This window comes from Streptomyces sioyaensis, from assembly GCF_004122735.1.
GTDB classification, from domain to species: Bacteria; Actinomycetota; Actinomycetes; order Streptomycetales; family Streptomycetaceae; genus Streptomyces; species Streptomyces sioyaensis.
In genome coordinates, this window is the sequence record NZ_SDIF01000019.1 from 1 (window position 1) to 17,017 (window position 17,017).

Here is a 17,017-nt window from a genome sequence, read left to right on the forward strand (position 1 = left end):
GCGGTGGGCGACGGGCGGGGCCGATGTTCGTCCACCCCGTCCACCCCGTCCACGACGCCCCTTCCGCGCTGGTCGCCGGACGCCCCTTTCCGTACCCCGCCCAGGCGCTCAGCTCGGTACGGCAGCCGGAACTGCTGTGCAGGCGCAGGCTGTTGGTTCCGGGGCGCGGGAGGCTGTGCGGGAGCCCCCGAGACGGGCTCGGGGGCCGGCGGACCTGGCGTATGCGGGTCCGGGCGGATTGTCAGTCGGCAGCGGACCCGGGCCGTGGGGCGGACGCGTGGCGCGTGCGGGGCTTGCTCTGGGTGAGCGCGGCCCCGGCCAGCACGATGAGGGCGCCGGCCGGGGTGTTCCAGCTCAGCCGCTCGTGCAGGAGCAGCACTCCGGCCGCGGTGGCGATCAGGGGGACGAAGTAGGTGACCATCTGCGCGGTGGTGGGGCCGACCTCGGCGACCAGCCCGTACTGGAGGAGGAAGGCGACGCCGGTGCCGAGCGCGCCGAGTGCGAAGACGGCGAGCAGCGGGACGAGGGGGATACCTGCCGGTGCGGTCGTGAAGAGGGGTGTTGCGATGGCCAGTTGGGCGGATGCGAGCAGCAACTGGGCGCTGGACATGGAGAGGTGGGAGTGCCGGCCGCCCGCCAGGGTGCGGCGGACGTAGATCCAGCCGATGGGGTAGCAGAGCGAGGCGCCCAGGGCCATCGCGGTGCCCGTCAGATCGGTGCCGGCGAAGCCCTGCCAGGCGCCGAGCACGGTGAGCACGCCCAGGAACCCGATGCCCAGACCCGCGACCCGGCGCCGGGTGGGGCGGTCCTCGGAGAGTGCGACCACCGACAGCGCCATGCCCCACAGCGGGGAGGTGGCATTGCAGATCCCGGCCAGCGTGGAGGGGATGGTCAGTTCGGAGTAGGCGAAGAGGGAGAACGGCAGCACGTTCAGGAAGAGCGCGGCGACGGCGAGATGGCCCCAGGTGCGCGCGGAGCGGGGGAGCCGCTCGCGCTTGATCGCGAGCATGGTCAGCAGTACCAGCGCACCGAACACCACCCGGCCCAGGGTGACCTGTAGTGGAGCGAAGCCCTGGGTGCCCACCTTGATGAAGAGGAAGCTGAAGCCCCAGATCAGGGAGAGGACGGCGAAGCGGAATTGCCAGCCGCAGGCACGGCCGACGGGCTTCGCGGCCGCCACGGACGCGGCCGCCGCGACGGTCTGGTCGGCAGCAGGTTCGGCGGACGGGGGCTGGGAGGTCGCGGCATGGGCGGAGGCGGTGGACGCGCCGGCGGTGGTGCTCATGGCGTCCACGATGCGGCGTGCAACTTCGTAGCACAAGCGAGATTTCTTGCCGGGTATCGCTTAGCATTACTTATATGTTGAACCTTGATCGCCTCCGGACGCTGAGTGCCGTCGCCCGCCATGGGTCGGTGAGTGCGGCCGCCGATGGACTGCATGTGACGACCTCGGCCGTCTCGCAGCAGATCGCCAAGCTGGAGCGGGAGACCGGTCAGCAGCTGTTGGCGAAGAACGGACGCGGGGTGCGGCTGACCGACGCCGGGCGGCTGCTCGCGGATCATGCCACCCGGATTCTGTCCCAAGTCGAGCTCGCGCAGGCCGAGTTGGAGGCGCACCGCGGTCAGGCGGTGGGTGAACTGCGGCTGGGTGCCTTTCCCACCGCTGCCCGAGGACTCTTCCCGGCCGCGCTCGTCGCGCTCGCCGCCGAGCACCCCCAGCTGCGCGCGCGGCTGACGGAGATGGAGCCGGATGAATCGGTGCGCGGGGTGGTGCGCGGCGATATCGATCTGGCGGTCGTGCTGGACTGGTACAACCGGCCGTTGTCCCTGCCCGAGGGGCTGGCCAAGGCGCCGCTGCTGGACGATCCGGCCGATGTGGCCATGCCGTCCACCCATCCGTTGGCCCGGCGGCAGTCCGTGGAGTTGGAGGAATTCGCGGACGATGAGTGGATCTCCTGGCCGCAGGGGGAGTTCTGCCACGACTGGCTGATGTTCACGCTGCGCAGCAAGGGGATGGAACCGCGGATCGCGCACATGGCCGAGGAGCATCACACTCAGCTCGCCCTGATCGCGGCCGGGCTGGGGATCGCGGTGGCGCCGCGGCTCGGCCGCGGGCCGGTGCCGGAGGGGGTGAGCGTGGTGCCCGTACCCCATACGATGCGCCGCCATGTCTACGCCATCTGGCGTGAGGACGCCGACCGCAGGCCCTCGATCCGGGCGGCGGTGGAAGCGCTCCGTGCGGCCGGAAAGAGCGTGGAGGCCTGCTGAGGCGGGCCTGGCCGGCCGTCTCACCCCCGTCAGGCCGGTGGGGCGATCCCGCGGATGACGCCGAGGTCGAGCAGATCCTGCGGGCGGATGCGGAGTTGGTCGGCGGTGTCATGGAGCTGCGCCGGGTCGCGCTTGAGGATGGCCACGGCCAGCTCCGGGGCGATCACGGAGAAGTAGCTGTCCGGCGTGGCCCAGAGTCGGTCCGGCGCGGCCAGCGCCAGCGCGCCGCCCGAACCGCCTTCCCCGATGAGCAGGGACGTGACGGGCACCCGGGCGGTGGCAAGCGCCGCGAAGGTGTCGGCGATGGCCGCTCCGGCCCCGGCGCGCTCGGCCGCCGCGTCATTGGCGGCCCCCGGGGTGTCGATGAGCGTGAGGACCGGTATACCGAGCCGGTCGGCGAGCCGGACGAGGCGGGCGGCGCTGCGGAAGCCGGCCGGGCGGGTGGCCGTGCCGCACTGGGCGGCGAAGGCGATCGTGCGCCCGTCACGACGGCCGAAGCCGCACCGCATCCCGGGGTCGACACCGCCACAGCGGTCGCCGCTGAGCTCCTCCCGGTCGTCGAAGTAGGCCCGCAGATAGGCCTCGGCGCGCGGCCGCCGCGGCTCGCGGGCGCGGGCCACCGCGCCCCAGCCGGTCTCCGGCAGCCCCGGCACGCCGAGTGCGTACGGCAACGAGGCCGGATCCACGGTGGGGCTGCCCAACTCTCCTGATCCACAAAGGAGTTGAAGCCAGTGCTGGAGCGTGGCGCGCAGCCGGTCGGGCGGGACGACGGCGTCGATATGGCCCGACGCCAGCTGTCCCTCGGCGGAGTAGGCGTACGGGTCGGCGTCCGCGGGGCGTACCCGTGAGCCCGCGAAGCCGACCTGTGCCCCGGGGAGCGCGAGGATGACATCGGCGGCCGCGCCGAGGGTGGCCCAGCCGCCGCCGGTCGTCGGATCGCGCAGCACGGCGATCTGCGGCAGGCCGGCGGCGCGGGTGTGCGCCGACTGGGCGGCCACCCGCTGGAGTTGGGTCAGCGCGCGCATCCCTTCCTGCATCCGGCTGCCGCCCGTGGCGATCAGCGAGACGACCGGCAGGCGGCGCTCGCGCGCCAGGCGGTAGGCGGCCTCCAGTCGGTCGCCGGTGCTCTCGCCCAGGGAGCCGCCCAGATAGCGGAACTCGAAGGAGAGCACGACCGCTTCCGTGCCGCCCATCGTGGCCAGGGCGGTGACCACCGACTCGTGCTCGCCGGTCCGGGCGTGGGCGCGGGCCCGCATGTCGTCGTAGCCGGGCCAGCCGAGCGGGCCGTCCGGCGCGGAGGGCGCCGTCGCCGGTGCGCCGGGTCCCTCGGGCACGGTCAGCTCGGTGTACGTATCCGAGACGGCGGCAATGGCCTGACGTGCCGTCAGTCGTGCGCACGGCATCGTCTCGGCGGGAGCGCCGGCTCGGTCCCCGGCCTCGCCGCGCCCTTCGTCACGCACGGAGCTCACGCTTCAGCACCTTGCCCATGTCATTGCGCGGCAGTGCGTCCAGGAAGTGCACGGTGCGTGGCCGTTTGTGCGGCGCCAGCTGACGGGCGACATGATCCGCGAGCTCCTGGCCGGACGGCACCGGGCCCGCGTCCGGACCGGTCCGCACCACGATCCAGGCGACGATCCGCTCGCCGAGGTCCTCGTCCGGGGCGCCGGTGACGGCGGCCTCGGCGACCCCGGGGTGCGTCAGGAGCGCATTCTCGATCTCACCCGCGCCGATCTTGTAGCCGCCGCTCTTGATCAGGTCGGTGGCCTTGCGGCCCACGATGCGGTAGTTCCCGGCGGCGTCGCGGGTCGCCATGTCGCCCGTACGGAACCATCCGCCGTCGAAGGCGGCGGCGGTGGCATCGGGGCGGTTGAGGTACTCGACGAAGAGGTTCGGGCCGCGGACCTGGATCTCGCCGACCGTCTCCGCGTCGCCCCCCTCGATGGCCTGGCCCGTGTCGTCGACGAGCCGGACGTAGACCCCCGGCAGGGGCACCCCGACCGTGCCCACGGCATCCGGGCCGTCCGCCCGCACGCTGGTGTTCATGAGGGTCTCCGTCATGCCGTAGCGCTCGATCACCCGCCGACCGCACGCGGCAGCGATCCGCTCGTGATCGGTCTGCGGCAGCGCGGCCGAGCCGGAGACCAGCAGCCGGGCCCGGGAGAGCGCCTTGGCGAGGACGGCATCCTGTCCGGCCTCCGCGGCCAGGCGGTGGTACATCGTCGGGACGCCGAACAGCATCGTCCCGTCCGCGGACAGCTCCCGCGCCACCGCCTCGGTGCTGAAGCGCCCCAGGTGGTGGACGCTGCCGCCGCGGCGCAGCGGGCCGAGGATGCCGAGGATCAGGCCGTGGACATGGAAGAGGGGCAGGGCGTGGACGAGGACGTCGTCGGCGGTCCACTGCCAGGCGTCCTCCAGGGCGTCCAGGGTGTGCGCGAGGGCGCGCCGGGGGAGGACGACGCCCTTGGGCGGCCCGGTCGTCCCGGAGGTGTAGACGATCAAGGCCGGCGCCTCGTCGCCCGGTTCGGCCGGCAGCAGGGCCGGTCCGACCCCCTCGGGAGACTCCGCGGCCTCGATGTCGACACGGGGGAGCGCGGAGAGCGGCACCGGCAGATCGGCGCCCGGCTCGGCCAGGACGAGCGTCGGCGCGCTGTCCGCCACGATGTGCGCCAGCTCGCTCTCGCCGATCTTCGGATTGACCGGTACCGCGGCCACCCCCGCGAGCAGCGCGGCCACCGCGCCGACGGACGTCTCCAGCGTCGGCGTCGCCCAGAGGGCGATACGGCTCTCGCCGGCGATCCGCTCGGCGAGCGCGCCCGCCACCGACGCCAACTGCTGATAGCTCAGAGCGCGGTCGCCGAAGCGCAGCGCCGGGGCGGGCGACGCATCGCGCAGCGCGGGGAAGAACACGTTCACCGGATCTCCTTCGTCCTCGTCGGCGCCCGGCCCGTCACGGCCGGGCCGTCCGCTTCCGCACCCCTGCCGGCGCGGAACGGGCTGACCGAGACCACTCTCGCAGAGACCACTGACATTGCGATCTCCCGACGGAGATCAACTTCAGGCGGCGGGGCGCGCACCAGCGGCGATGACCTGCGTTCCGGCGATGACGGGGCACGGCACGGCGAGTACGGAGAGGTGATCGTGTCGTCCGTCCAGCGGCTACGGCGCGGTGATCGTGTCGTCCGTTCACCCGGCTACGGCATGGTGAGCACGTCGTCCGTTCACGCGGCTACGGCACGCAGGCACCTCGCGGCGCCCGCCCTCAGCACCGGGGAGCAGCCGCCCGCGGCGCTCACGCCTCACCCCGGGATCTTGCGGAAGTCCCATGACGCGACGGACCGGGGCGTCAGGCGCAGCCACGCATGCCGGCCGTCGTGCGGTACCCGGGACATTCCGAAGTACTTCTCGGCGAAGAGCCGTTCAGGGGCGTCCAGTTCAGGGCAGGGCTCGCCGGTGCGCGGGGCCTCACCGACGAAGTCCACCCGGCCGGTCAGCTCGGCGCCGCGCAGCTCGCCGTACTCGTGCCCGTCGTCGACGACCACCGCGATCCGCGGGTCCTTGCGCAGCTGTGCCCACCGCTTGCTGCGAGTGATCGAATACAGCCACAGCGCCGCACCGTCCCAGACGAACCACAGCGCGCCGACGTGCGGTGCGCCGTCGCCGCCGACCGTCGCGACCCGGCAGGTGCGCTGCGTCCCGAGGAACGCATCGAGCTCGCCGCGGGTCATCATGATCCGGCGCCCGCGCCGCTGTGTGCCGGCCATCCGTCCCCGCCCTCCGCCGTGTGGCAGCCCCTACTACGGGCACCGCCCCGCTCACCCGACACTCGTCCATCCTCGTCGATATCCTGAACTGACTATGCGTCAGAAATCATGCGGGCTCTTCCTCGCGTACGCAATGCCCGCTACTCTCACCCGCCGTGAACAGGCCCGTCACGGAACCAGGCCCGCCAGAGGGGAATACGATGCCTTCGGACGCCGCGCGGCGCGTCGCGCAACTGGACCCGGACTCGACGGTGCTGCTGACCGTCGAGTGCCAGCGCGGTGTGGTCGGCCCGGACAGCGCCTTGCCCGAACTGGCCGAGGTGGCCCGCAGGTCGGGGGCGCTGGCCAACGTCGCGCGGCTGGTGGCAGCCGCTCATGACGCCGGCGTCCAGGTGCTGCACGCGATCGCCGAGCGCCGTCCCGACGGCCGTGGTGCCAGCCACAACGCCCGCCTCTTCAAGGCGGCCGAGCGGCTGCCCGTCCAGCAGCTCGCCGGGTCCACGGCGGTACGTGTCGCCGATCCCATTCCTGTGACCGGAGACGACCTGGTCGTGCGGCGACTGCACGGCCTCTCGCCGATCGCCGGCACCGAGGTGGACGCACTGCTGCGCAACCTCGGGTGCCGCACGCTCGTCGTCACCGGGGTGTCGGCGAACGTGGCGGTCCCCAACGCCGTGTTCGACGCGGTCAACCTGGGCTACACGGCCGTGGTGCCCGCAGACGCCATCGCGGGGGTGCCCGCCGAGTACACCCCCGCGATGGTCCGCAACACCCTCGCCCTGGTCGCCACCGTCACCACCACGGAGGAGGTCCTGACCAGCTGGCGACGACTGCGCCGGGGCCCCCACCTGGCTGCGCGCTCTGCAAAAGGGCCGGATTCGCCCAGTGGTTGAGGGTTCTGCCGTGCCGCCTGTTCGAGTATGCCGAGCGGATCGAGGGCCTAGCATCCGTTGATGACCACAGAAGATCACTTGCTGGGGGCATCATGGTGAATGACGCTGAGCTGCGGCACCTGCGCCGCTGTGTGGAACTGGCGAACGAGGCTCTGGAGTCGGGCGACGAGCCGTTCGGCTCTGTGCTCGTCTCCGCGGACGGGGCCGTCCTGGCCGAGGACCACAACCGGGTGGCTTCGGGAGACCGCACCCGCCATCCGGAGTTCGAGCTGGCGCGCTGGGCCGCGGCGAACATGACCCCTGAGGAGCGAGCGGCGGCGACCGTCTTCACTTCCGGTGAGCACTGCCCGATGTGCGCCGCCGCGCATGGCTGGGTCGGGCTGGGGCGCATCGTGTATGCGAGTTCTTCCGAGCAACTGGCGTCCTGGCTCGCCGAGTTGGGGATTCCCTCACCTCCCGTGCGGACCCTGCCGATCCAGGCGATCGTCCCTGACCTCGTAGTGGAGGGCCCGATTCCCGGCCTCGCCGAGCAGGTACGCGACCTGCACCGCCGCTTTCACAGCGCACCCTGAGCGCAACCGTACGCTTCAGGCCCGGAAAGAGCTCTACGGTCCGCATCAAGTGCGCCGGCTGCATCGCCGCGTTACGGGGTCCCCCGCAGGCCCCTCTCCTAGCCTGCTGCGACCTGCGCGGCCTTCCTGACCCGTTGGTGATCGGGCGCAGAAGTTGCCAACCTCGCAGTCGTTGTCCTGCTGATCGCTCGGCCGGTGTTCACACAGAGTTGGTATCCACTCGCTTCGATGAGGGGGGCTACAGCACCATCTCCGACCATCCACGCCTATGCGAGGAGCTTCCATGGCCCCCGATCCGATCATCCCGAGGTCCGAGTCCGAGCTCGGCAACAGACCCGAGACGTCGACCGGCACGACACGTCGTAGGTTCCTCCAGGGCACGGGGGGCGTCGCCGGGGCGCTGGTACTCGGCGCGACCGCCGGGGCGGGCGGTGCGTACGCTGCTCCGCAGCCCGGGTACGTCTTGCCGAAGGGCTTCAAGGGCACCATGTCCGACCTGAAGCATGTCGTGATCCTGATGCAGGAGAACCGGTCCCTCGACCACTACTTCGGCACGTTCCCCGGCATACGCGGCTTCAACGACAAGCAGGCGCTGCGGTTCCAGGACGGCACCACCGTCTTCCAGCAAAAGGACGGCAGCGGCAACATCGTCACCCCGCAGGTCGACGACGGAGCCTGGGGCAACGACCACGGAGCCTGGGGCGACGTCGACCACCGCAAGTGGGACCTGTGGGTGCAGCACAACGGCGCCAGCTGCATGAACTACCACAGCGACGCCTACATGGGCTTCTACCACTCGGTCGCCGCGCAGTACACCGTCGCCGACCAGAACTTCTGCTCTGAGTTCGGGCCGACCGACCCCAACCGAAAGTACCTGTGGAGCGGTACCGCCAACAGCGAGACGGGCAACACCGATGAGTCCAACTACTCCCGTCCCTGGATCACGGTGGCCGAGCAGCTCCAGCAGGCCGGTATCGATTGGCGGCTCTACTCCGACAACAGCGGCAACGGGCGGCAGGGTTACATCAGCACCTGGGTCGGCGACTACGGCGACAACGAGCTGAAGTACTTCAAGGGGTTCGACCCGGAGGGGCTGAGCGCCGACGACCCCAAGCTGCGGCCCGGCACCGGGCTGATCTGGCGCGGCAACGCCACGTACTACTCCGGCATGACCTCGCCGAACGACGACTCCGACGAGAACCTCGACGCGGTCCTCAAAAACCTCCGTGACGCCTGCCGGCCAGGCTCGGAACACCCGCTGCCGGCAGTCTCCTGGATCGTGGCGCCGTACGGCTGGTCCGAGCACCCGAGCGCGGACACCCTGCACGGCGAGCGCTACGTCAAGAAGTTGCTCGACATCCTGCAGAGCAATCCCGATATCTGGGACCACACCCTCTTCATTCTCAACTACGACGAGAACGACGGGAAGTTCGACCACGTGCTGCCGCCATGGCCTGAGCCGGGCACGGCGCGCGAGTACGTCGGCGACTACCCGCTCGGCTTCGGTCCGCGGGTGCCGATGCTGCTGGTCTCGCCGTGGACCCGCGGAGGATACGTCGCCTCGGAAGTCTTCGACCACACCTCGACGATCAAGTTCCTGGAGATCTGGGCGACCCACCTCGGCAAGCCGTTCCGTTGCCCCAACATCAGCGACTGGCGGCGCTCGATCGCGGGCGATCTGACCAGCGCGCTCGACTTCGCCCACCCGCAACCGGGGCCCGCCACCTTCGCGGACCCGCTCGCCGAGCAGGCGGTGTCCATCGCCGCCCACCACATGAAAGCGCGCCCGCTGAGCTTCCATCCGCACGCGACGATCTCGGAGGACCGCGCGTCGGGGACGGTCACCGCCAGGATGACCCTGACCGGCGGCCCGAAGGACAAAGCCCTGAGCTTTCAGGTCTTCCCCGACAAGTACCAGGCGTTCTCCAGCACGCCGTTCACCGTCACCGCGCGCAATCCGCGCGAGTACACCTGGGACGCCAAGGCCCACGACGGCAAGTACGCGTTCTCGATCTACTCCAACGACGGCTTTGTGCGCTCCTTCGCCGGCCAGGTCGCGCCCGCTGGAAAGAAGGAGGGCGGCCTCCCGCGCGTGGAAGTCGACCTGCTGAAGGGCGCGCGCACCACGCACGGTGCTCAGGTGGAGCTCACGCTGCACAACGACGGCACCAAGCCGGTGGACTACAAGCTCACCGCTCACGACTACCTCGGCCGTACCCGGAAGGTCACGGTGGCCCACGGCGAGACGAAGGTCGTCATGTGGCCGACCCAGGAGGGCTACTACGACGTGGTGGTCACCGTCGACACCGACACGACCTGGACGCAGCGCTACGCCGGCCGGATCGCCACTGCCGGAACGGACTGATCGGCCAGGACATCCGTGGCGACGGCGGCCGCCCTGGCCGCCGTCGCCACGGTGCATCGGCGGCCCAAATGGGACCGTTCGGCGGGCTGACCGTGGCCAGGCCGTGTCGTTTGGATCACCGCGGGGCCGTTCCACCGGCAGCGTCAAATCGCCGCACGGTCGGCAGAAACAACCCTTCCGGGAGTGTGGCGGTCTTACCAGGCGTCATGCTCAGAGGGGCACCTGACGACGGCGGTGCAGTTCCTCCTGGCTCAGCCGGTCGTTGGCCCGAGATGCCATCCGCTTCCGAACGTGATCCTCTGTTCGAGTGGGCGGTGGAGGCACTGTGGTCCGAAGGCGCATCGGCGGTCTGGCCACTGTGCCCGACACACCCGGACACGCATCCGCTGACGGCGACGGTGCGCACGGACGTGGCGGTATGGGTATGCCCGAAGACGGGAACGGCAGTGGCACGGATCGGGGAACTGCAGACCCCATAGGGCGGGCTTGATTCCCCCCAGAGGCCTGAGCGGCGCCCATGACACCCGCCCGCCGGGGCCGGAGCCCGGCGGGCGGCTGGGCGGCCGTGCCGTCAGCCGAGGGTGACCGACCCGCCCTTGACGTCCACCTTGGCGGGGGCCAGTGCCTTGGTGGCGGGGCCCTTCTTCACGCTGCCGTCGTTGATGTCGAACTTGCTGCCGTGGCACATGCAGTTGATCGTGCCGCCGGAGACCTCGCCGACGACGCAGCCCGCGTGGGTGCAGATCGCGGAGAACGCCTTGATCTCGCCGTCCTGCGGCTGGGTGACGACCACCTTCTCGGCCTTGAAGATCTTGCCGCCGCCCTTGGGGATCTCCGAGGTCTTGGCGAGTGTGCTGCCGCTCTCGGCACCGCTGCCGCTGCCCCCGCCGCTCGCCCCCGAGGACGACTGCTCGCCGGCCGCGCTCTTGGAGTCGCCGCTGCCCGCGTCCATCTTGCTGCCGCCGCAGGCCGCGAGGGCCGCCGTCAGTCCGGCCGCGCCGACCGCCGCGACGACGGCCCGCCGTCCCGCCCCGCGCTCCGCCGCCGGGCCGGTCTCCTGCGTCGCCGGGCCGTTCTCCTGCGTCGCCGGGCCGGTCTCCTGCGCCGCGGTCATCGCTGCGGTCTCCGTCCGCTCCGACGCTGCCTGTCGAGCCATGGTGTGCCTCCGGTTCTTGGTGGTGCCTTCGGTGCGCGCTCTGCTCCATGGGCGTTGCACAGGGTCCATACGGAGGGTCGGCCCGGGGTGTTCAACGCGGATGCGTTCCTTTTGCTGAGGTACGAAGGTTCAGCTCGCTGAGGTACCAGGGCCCAGCGCGTCGCGCAGAAAGTCCCGCTGGAAGAACAGCAGCTGCTCGTTGACCGCGTCATCGGCCGGCAGGTGGGTGGCGCCGGGGAGCGGCAGCACGCTGTGCGGCTTGCCCGCCGCGAGCAGCTCCGCCGAGAAGCGCAGGGTGTGCGCGGCGGCCACATTGTCGTCCGCGAGCCCGTGGACCAGCAGCAGCGGGCGGCTCAGCAGATGGCCGTGGCCGATCAGGGAGCAGCGCGCATAATTCTCCGGCTGCTCATCGGGGTGGCCCAGGAACCGCTCCTTCCAGTGGGTGTCGTACATCCGCATGTCGGTGGGCGGCGCGCCGGCGACCGCCGCGTGGAAGACCTCGGGGTGGTGCAGCACCGCGCCCGCGGCAAGGAACCCGCCGAAGGACCAGCCACGGATCGCCACCCGCGCCAGGTCCAGGTCACCGCAGCGCGCCGCGGCCGCCCGCAGCGCGTCGATCTGGTCCTCCAGGGCGGGCGTGAGCTGGTCGCCGTGGATGGTCTTCTCCCAGGCCGGGCCCCGGTTCGGTGTCCCGCGGCCGTCGACGACCAGCACCGCGAACCCCTGCTCGGCGAACCACTGGGACACACAGGTGAACCATCCGCGGTCGCGCCCCACCTGCTGCGCTCCCGGCCCCCCGTACGGGTCGAGCAGCACCGGCAGTTTCCCGGTGCCCTCCTCGTGCCATGACGGCAGGAAGAGCGCGCCGCGCAACTGCCGTTCGCCGAGGGTGAGATGGCGGGGCCGCGGGGTGACCGACGGCTCCTCGGCGAGTGAGCGGATGACCTGGTACGGCGCATCCGTCCCCGTCCCCGTCCCCGTCCCCGTGCCGGCCGCCGGTTCCCGTAGGACGCGGGCTTCGTCGCCCCGTGGCGTCACCCCGGCCAGGACGACCGTGCCACCACGCCCCACGCCGGTGAACCGGCCGGGCCCGCGGCTCAGCCGCCGGTTGCCGCGGCCCGGTTCATGGCGCCACACGTGGGTCTCCAGCGGGTCCTCGCTCGCCGTGAACAGCACCTGCTCGCCCTCGACCCCGAGGACCTCGCACAGCTGCAGCCCCCTGGGGGTGACCCGCCGGCCGCCGACGGCCAGATACCGGGTGTCGCCGTCGTCCTCGGGGAGCACCAGGGCACCCGACGCCGTACGGGCGGGGGTGCCGTGGACGATCTCCACCCACGCGGGATCGGTCCGCTCGTGCAGCAGCTCGGTGGCGCCGGTCGCCGGATCGACCCTGAGCATCCGCAGTATGCGCTGGTCACGGCTCTGTACGGTGAGGAACGGGCCCTGTGCGTCCCAGCCGGCGGCGACGAGGTACTCATAGGCCCTGCGGTCCCACTGCACGTCGATCCGCCCGCCCTCCAGGGAGTGGAGCTGAACAGTGACCTCCGCGTTGGGGGTGCCTGCCGCCGGGTAGGGAACCGCCCGCGGCGGCTTCGTCGGGTCGGCCGGATCCGATGTGTAACGCCGTTCCACGGGGGCGGTGTCGACCCTGGCCACCAGGAGGTGGCGACTGTCCGGCGCCCACCAGTAGCCGCGCATCCGGTGCATGGACTCCGCGGCGACATATTCGGCGAGCCCGTAGGAGACGTCCGGACCCTCGGCGCGGGCCAGCTGCCGGTCGGCACCGGCCAGATCCACGACGTGCAGGCAGCGACGGCTCACATAGGCGACGTGCCGGCCGTCGGGGGAGGGGCGGGGGTCGACCACCGGCCCCGCCGCGGGGACGGAGAACGGCGCGCCACCGTCGGTACGCACCGCCCACAGGGCCCCGGACAGGGCGAACGCGACCAGGCGGGCCGCGTCGTCGGTCGCGTACGACACCACGCCCACCGAGCGCTCCCGGGCGCGCTCCCGGCGCAGCCGCTCCTCCTCGGGGACCTCCCCGGAACCGTTCCCCACCAGGAGCGCCGGATCGGCCAGCAGCTGTTCCTTGCCGTCCTCGTACTGCCACAGCCGGCCCACGGGATCGGTGCCCGAGCCCGTACGGACGAAGAGCACCCGGGAGCCGTCGGGGGAGACGGTGAACTGCCGGGGCACTCCGAGGGAGAAGCGACGGGTACGGGCGAACTGGCGGGGAAACGCAGCAGAGTTCACGGTGTGCTCGACGTTCCGGGCACTGCTGTCCAAGGTGCTGTCCTCCGGGGGTGCGGGCGACCCGGACGGTGCCGGTCCGGGGATGACGATCTCTGAAGAGAAACTAGGCACACCGAAGACGTCTGCGGAAGACCCACCCGCGACGTGCGGCGTCGCGACGTGCTGCTTCGCGACGTCCGGCCGCCGCGACGGACAGCGGGATCGGCGCCGGGGTCCCGACGGGGCCAATCCCGCAGGCCTGCGCTTTACCGCCAATTGACCGCAGCGGAATCCGGTATCCGGCATCGGGCGTCCGACATCCGCTATCCAGCATCGGGCTTCGGGCGTCCGGCATCGCGTCTCGCCGAAATCCAGGAAAGTGTTCTGCTGCAAAGGAAGTCGGACCGACTCGTACGTCGGCGTTCCGTTTCGTCGATGCCCGGCCGCCCATGCCTCGTTTTCCCCGCCAGACGCGCTGGTATTGCCCTGGGCGCTGCCTTTGCCCAACGCACTGGCAATGTCCTATGCGTGGCCGTCGTTTCTGTATCCCTTTGCGGTGGGAACGGTGGCGCGCCGCGCAGAATGCAGCAGGGAGGACAGAGAGGACAGGGGGACGGGGAGGACAGTGATGACCCAAAGTCATTGTGGGGTCACATTGCGAAGTTGTTTCCCGTGCCGTATCGCGTCCTGAAATGGTTCGTCTGCCGGACCGGACGGAACTGCCCTACAATCTCCGGACACCTCCGCCGGCCGTCTGGTTATTCCCGTGACCCTTGAGAAAAGCTCCGCACCGTTCACCGAAACCACGGAGAAGTCACCTTCCCATTCCGTGATTTCGGGGGAGGCGTCCGCGCCGAACGGCCTGCGGAGCCGGGTGCGGACACTGTGCCGGATGCGCCCGTGGTACACCGTGGTCCTCGATGTGGTGATCGCGCTGGGCTGTGCCCTGCTGGATCCCCAGATCCGGGAAGGCTTCGCGCCGGGGGAGATCTACAGTCCGCTGTCGCCGTCCCTGTCCGGCTGGCTGACGGCAGCGGCGGGCCTGCTCCTGCTGTTCCGGCGCCGCTTTCCGGTGGCGGTGGCCGCCGTGGTGACCGGCGGACTGCTGCTGGGGACCGGGTCCGTCCTGACGGTCTCCGTCGCGTACTACTCGCTCGCCCGCCATACCCGGCAGCTCCGCACCGCGGGAATCGCCGCATCCCTCGGGCTGGTCACCGTCCTCGCCATCGCCGTGGTCCACCTTCAGCGTCTGGCCCCCCGCCACGGAATGGGGGCGTCGTACCAGGGGGTGATGCTGATCGTGGTGCTGCTGGCCGCCGTCATCCTGCCGGTACTCGCCGGACTCCGTTCCCTGAGCCGGCACCCGGGCTGGTGGGAGAGCCGGCGGGCGATGCTGTTCGACGTCTTCCTGGTGCTGCTGTTCCCCCTGGCCAACCCACCGGCGGTCTTCACCTCGAATGCGGTCAACCACGACACGCTGCTGCTGCCGGTGCCGGTGTTCGCCGCGCTGGTGCCGCTGGCGGGCCTGACCCTCGTCCTGCGGCGCCGCTACCCCGCGGGGGTGGCGCTGGCCGCCATCGCGCTGCTGCCGCTGGTCCTGCCGGCGCTCAGCACGCTGCCGGTCGCTCTGTACACGGTGGCCAAATACGGGCGCTCCCGCCGCCAATTGCTGATGATCTCCGGGGCGGCAGCGGCCATGCTCCTCGGCTGGGCGTACTCCACGAACCTGCGGGTGGTCACCCCCCTGGTGATGGTCCTGCTGGTGTCCATGGTCGTGGTGCCGGTGCTGCTCGGCATGTACCGCGGCGCCAAGCAGAGCCTGCTGGTGAACCTGCGGGAACGGGCCGAGCGCCTGGAACGCGAGCAGCACCTCAAGGAAGCGCAGGCCCGGATGCAGGAACGGGCCCGGATCGCCCGCGAGATGCACGATGTGGTCTCGCACCGGGTGAGCCTGATGGTGGTGCACGCCGGCGCGCTGGAAGCCGGGGCCGGCGGGGACAACGAGGTCGCCCGGAAGACGGGCGCACTGATCGGCCAGATGGGCCGCCAGGCCCTCAACGAACTGCGCGACGTACTGAACGTGCTGCGGATGGACGGCGCGGACGACCAGCACCCGGCACCGTCACTTCCGACGCTCGACGACGTCACCACCCTGGTCGAGGAGTCGCGCAGCACCGGGACCCCGATCGGCCTCGACATCAACGGCGACCCCCGTACGCTGCCCGCCGACCTCAGCGGCGCCCTGTACCGCCTCGTCCAGGAGGGACTGACCAACGCCGCCAAGCACGCCTCCGGGGCCCCGGTCCGCGTCGAGGTGCGCTACCTCACCGACGCGGTGCGGGTACGGGTGGAGAACGACGCCCCGCACGGCCCGTCCGGCACGGAACTGCCCAGCGGCGGCCGCGGACTCGTCGGCCTGGGTGAACGCGTCACCGCCCTCGGCGGCACCTTCACGTCCGGGGGCCGGCCGGACGGCGGCTTCGCCATCGAGGCCACGGTCCCGCTCGCCGGCCGCTGAGCGGGACCCGTTCCCGCCCGCGCCCGCAACTGTCCTTACGCCTCCGGACGAGACCGTCCACCCCGCACCTCACCTCACCTCACCTCAGCCGGCCCGGCCGAGCCGGCCGCAGCGTGCGGGGTGCGGCTCGGCCGTACGTTCACCTGGCGGGACTGCCCGAATGCGCTCATTTCTTGGGGCGCAGCCGGTCCACCGTTCCTGTGACGAGGGGGTGATCGGGGTCGATGGCGCCGACGATGCGGCGCCCGATCGCGGTCAGCTGGCGGACCTGTGCCCTGGTGAGCGCATCGAAGACGGAGGCGCGCACCGTCTCCACGTGTCCCGGGGCGGCCGCGGCCACTCTGTCGTAGCCCTCGTCGTTGAGGGTGGCCACGGTGTAGCGGCCATCGGTGGGATCAGGGCTGCGGCGTACCCAGCCGCGCTTCTCCAGTCGTCCGACGACCTGGGACAGCCGGGGGAGGGAGCCCTCGACGAAGGCGGCCAGCTCGCTCATCCGCAGCGTTCGTTCGGGGGCCAGGGACAGCCCGGCCATCACCTGGTACTCGAAGTGGCTCACACCGGCGTCGCGCTGGAGCTGTGAGTCCAGCGCCGCGGGCAGCCGCATCAGCACACTGACCAGCGCGATCCACGCCTGATCTTCTTCGTCGTCCAGCCAGCGAGGCTCCTGCGCGTTCTCCATGTCCGCGAGTATAACTTCACGCGTTAAGTGATCAACACTCCGCATCACTTGCATCTTTAAGTGATCGCACTCTAGTCTTCAGTTAAAGCTTGAAGTCATCGAAGGGTGCTGAGTAGCATGAACATGGTGTTGTGGGGCCTCGCGGGTGTGCTCGCTGTGGCGTTCCTTGCGGCCGGGGCGATGAAGCTGTCCCAGCCGAAGGAGAAGCTGGTGGCCTCGGGTATGGGCTGGGCCGGGGACATGAGTGCCGGGACGGTGAAGCTGATCGGGGCCATGGAGGTACTGGCCGCGGTCGGGCTTACCGTGCCGGCGCTGTCCGGCATCGCTCCGGTGCTGGTGCCGCTGGCCGCGCTCGGTCTCGTGCTGGTCATGGTCGGGGGCGTGGTGGTGCATGCCCGCCGCAGCGAGACGCAGATGATCATCGTGGACGTGGCGCTGCTCGCCTTCGCAGCCGTCGTGGTGTGGGGCCGGTTCGGCCCGTACTCCTTCTAGCGGGCGGTGCGGCGAGGCGCTCGCCGTCCTGACCCGTATCCGGGGCGAACACCGCGCCCGCACAAGCGGTCGCGGCGCGCC

The 17,017-nt window shown here is 71.0% G+C and carries 13 protein-coding genes; 6 read left to right on the forward strand and 7 right to left on the reverse strand.

Annotated features, from left to right (window positions below):
• Positions 1 to 241 precede the first annotated feature (241 nt).
• The gene (locus tag EST54_RS09340; protein ID WP_129246962.1) at positions 242 to 1,285 is read right to left on the reverse strand and encodes a DMT family transporter; all 1,044 of its coding nucleotides are present in this window, start codon (positions 1,283 to 1,285) and stop codon (positions 242 to 244) included.
• A gap of 74 nt (positions 1,286 to 1,359) precedes the next feature.
• Between EST54_RS09340 and EST54_RS09345 the strand changes: the two genes are divergently transcribed.
• Positions 1,360 to 2,268 (forward strand): LysR family transcriptional regulator, encoded by a 909-nt coding sequence (locus EST54_RS09345; RefSeq protein ID WP_129246964.1) that lies wholly within the window; start codon positions 1,360 to 1,362, stop codon positions 2,266 to 2,268.
• 29 nt (positions 2,269 to 2,297) lie between these two features.
• On the opposite strand, the gene EST54_RS09350 is transcribed toward EST54_RS09345, so the two are convergent.
• From EST54_RS09350 to EST54_RS09360, 3 genes are all read right to left on the reverse strand, one after another.
• Positions 2,298 to 3,737 (reverse strand): carboxyl transferase domain-containing protein, encoded by a 1,440-nt coding sequence (locus EST54_RS09350; RefSeq protein ID WP_372448107.1) that lies wholly within the window; start codon positions 3,735 to 3,737, stop codon positions 2,298 to 2,300.
• The gene (locus EST54_RS09355) at positions 3,721 to 5,181 is read right to left on the reverse strand and encodes an acyl-CoA synthetase (RefSeq protein WP_129246966.1); all 1,461 of its coding nucleotides are present in this window, start codon (positions 5,179 to 5,181) and stop codon (positions 3,721 to 3,723) included. Before EST54_RS09355 ends, EST54_RS09350 begins: the two co-directional genes overlap by 17 nt.
• 383 nt (positions 5,182 to 5,564) lie before the next feature.
• Positions 5,565 to 6,029 carry a pyridoxamine 5'-phosphate oxidase family protein gene (locus EST54_RS09360; protein ID WP_129246968.1) on the reverse strand — a complete coding sequence of 155 codons (465 nt, stop codon included), beginning with the start codon at positions 6,027 to 6,029 and terminating at the stop codon, positions 5,565 to 5,567.
• 200 nt (positions 6,030 to 6,229) lie between these two features.
• On the opposite strand from EST54_RS09360, the gene EST54_RS09365 reads away from it, so the two are divergent.
• The 3 genes from EST54_RS09365 to EST54_RS09375 all read left to right on the forward strand — a co-directional run bounded on the left by EST54_RS09365 (position 6,230) and on the right by EST54_RS09375 (position 9,859).
• On the forward strand, positions 6,230 to 6,922 hold the full coding sequence (locus tag EST54_RS09365) for a cysteine hydrolase (protein WP_129246970.1): 693 nt from the start codon (positions 6,230 to 6,232) through the stop codon (positions 6,920 to 6,922).
• A gap of 92 nt (positions 6,923 to 7,014) precedes the next feature.
• Positions 7,015 to 7,494 (forward strand): nucleoside deaminase, encoded by a 480-nt coding sequence (locus tag EST54_RS09370; RefSeq protein WP_129246971.1) that lies wholly within the window; start codon positions 7,015 to 7,017, stop codon positions 7,492 to 7,494.
• A gap of 487 nt (positions 7,495 to 7,981) precedes the next feature.
• Positions 7,982 to 9,859, forward strand: coding sequence for an alkaline phosphatase family protein (locus EST54_RS09375; RefSeq protein ID WP_244942482.1), 1,878 nt, complete (start codon positions 7,982 to 7,984; stop codon positions 9,857 to 9,859).
• 571 nt (positions 9,860 to 10,430) lie between these two features.
• Here EST54_RS09375 and EST54_RS09380 read toward each other — a convergent pair.
• Together EST54_RS09380 and EST54_RS09385 are read right to left on the reverse strand one after the other, a co-directional pair.
• Entirely contained in the window at positions 10,431 to 10,973 is a 543-nt protein-coding gene (locus EST54_RS09380) for a Rieske (2Fe-2S) protein (protein WP_129247090.1), read from the reverse strand.
• A gap of 171 nt (positions 10,974 to 11,144) precedes the next feature.
• Positions 11,145 to 13,301 carry a S9 family peptidase gene (locus EST54_RS09385; RefSeq protein WP_129246975.1) on the reverse strand — a complete coding sequence of 719 codons (2,157 nt, stop codon included), beginning with the start codon at positions 13,299 to 13,301 and terminating at the stop codon, positions 11,145 to 11,147.
• An 838-nt stretch (positions 13,302 to 14,139) separates the two neighbouring features.
• On the opposite strand from EST54_RS09385, the gene EST54_RS09390 reads away from it, so the two are divergent.
• A complete protein-coding gene (locus EST54_RS09390) occupies positions 14,140 to 15,765 on the forward strand; it encodes a sensor histidine kinase (protein ID WP_239012548.1) in 1,626 nt (541 codons plus the stop codon).
• Positions 15,766 to 15,931: 166 nt separating this feature from the next.
• On the opposite strand, the gene EST54_RS09395 is transcribed toward EST54_RS09390, so the two are convergent.
• Entirely contained in the window at positions 15,932 to 16,444 is a 513-nt protein-coding gene (locus EST54_RS09395; protein WP_129246979.1) for a MarR family winged helix-turn-helix transcriptional regulator, read from the reverse strand.
• Between the two features lie 117 nt (positions 16,445 to 16,561).
• Here EST54_RS09395 and EST54_RS09400 point away from each other — a divergent pair, with 117 nt between their 5' ends.
• Positions 16,562 to 16,936, forward strand: coding sequence for a DoxX family protein (locus EST54_RS09400; RefSeq protein WP_129246981.1), 375 nt, complete (start codon positions 16,562 to 16,564; stop codon positions 16,934 to 16,936).
• Positions 16,937 to 17,017 lie beyond the last annotated feature (81 nt).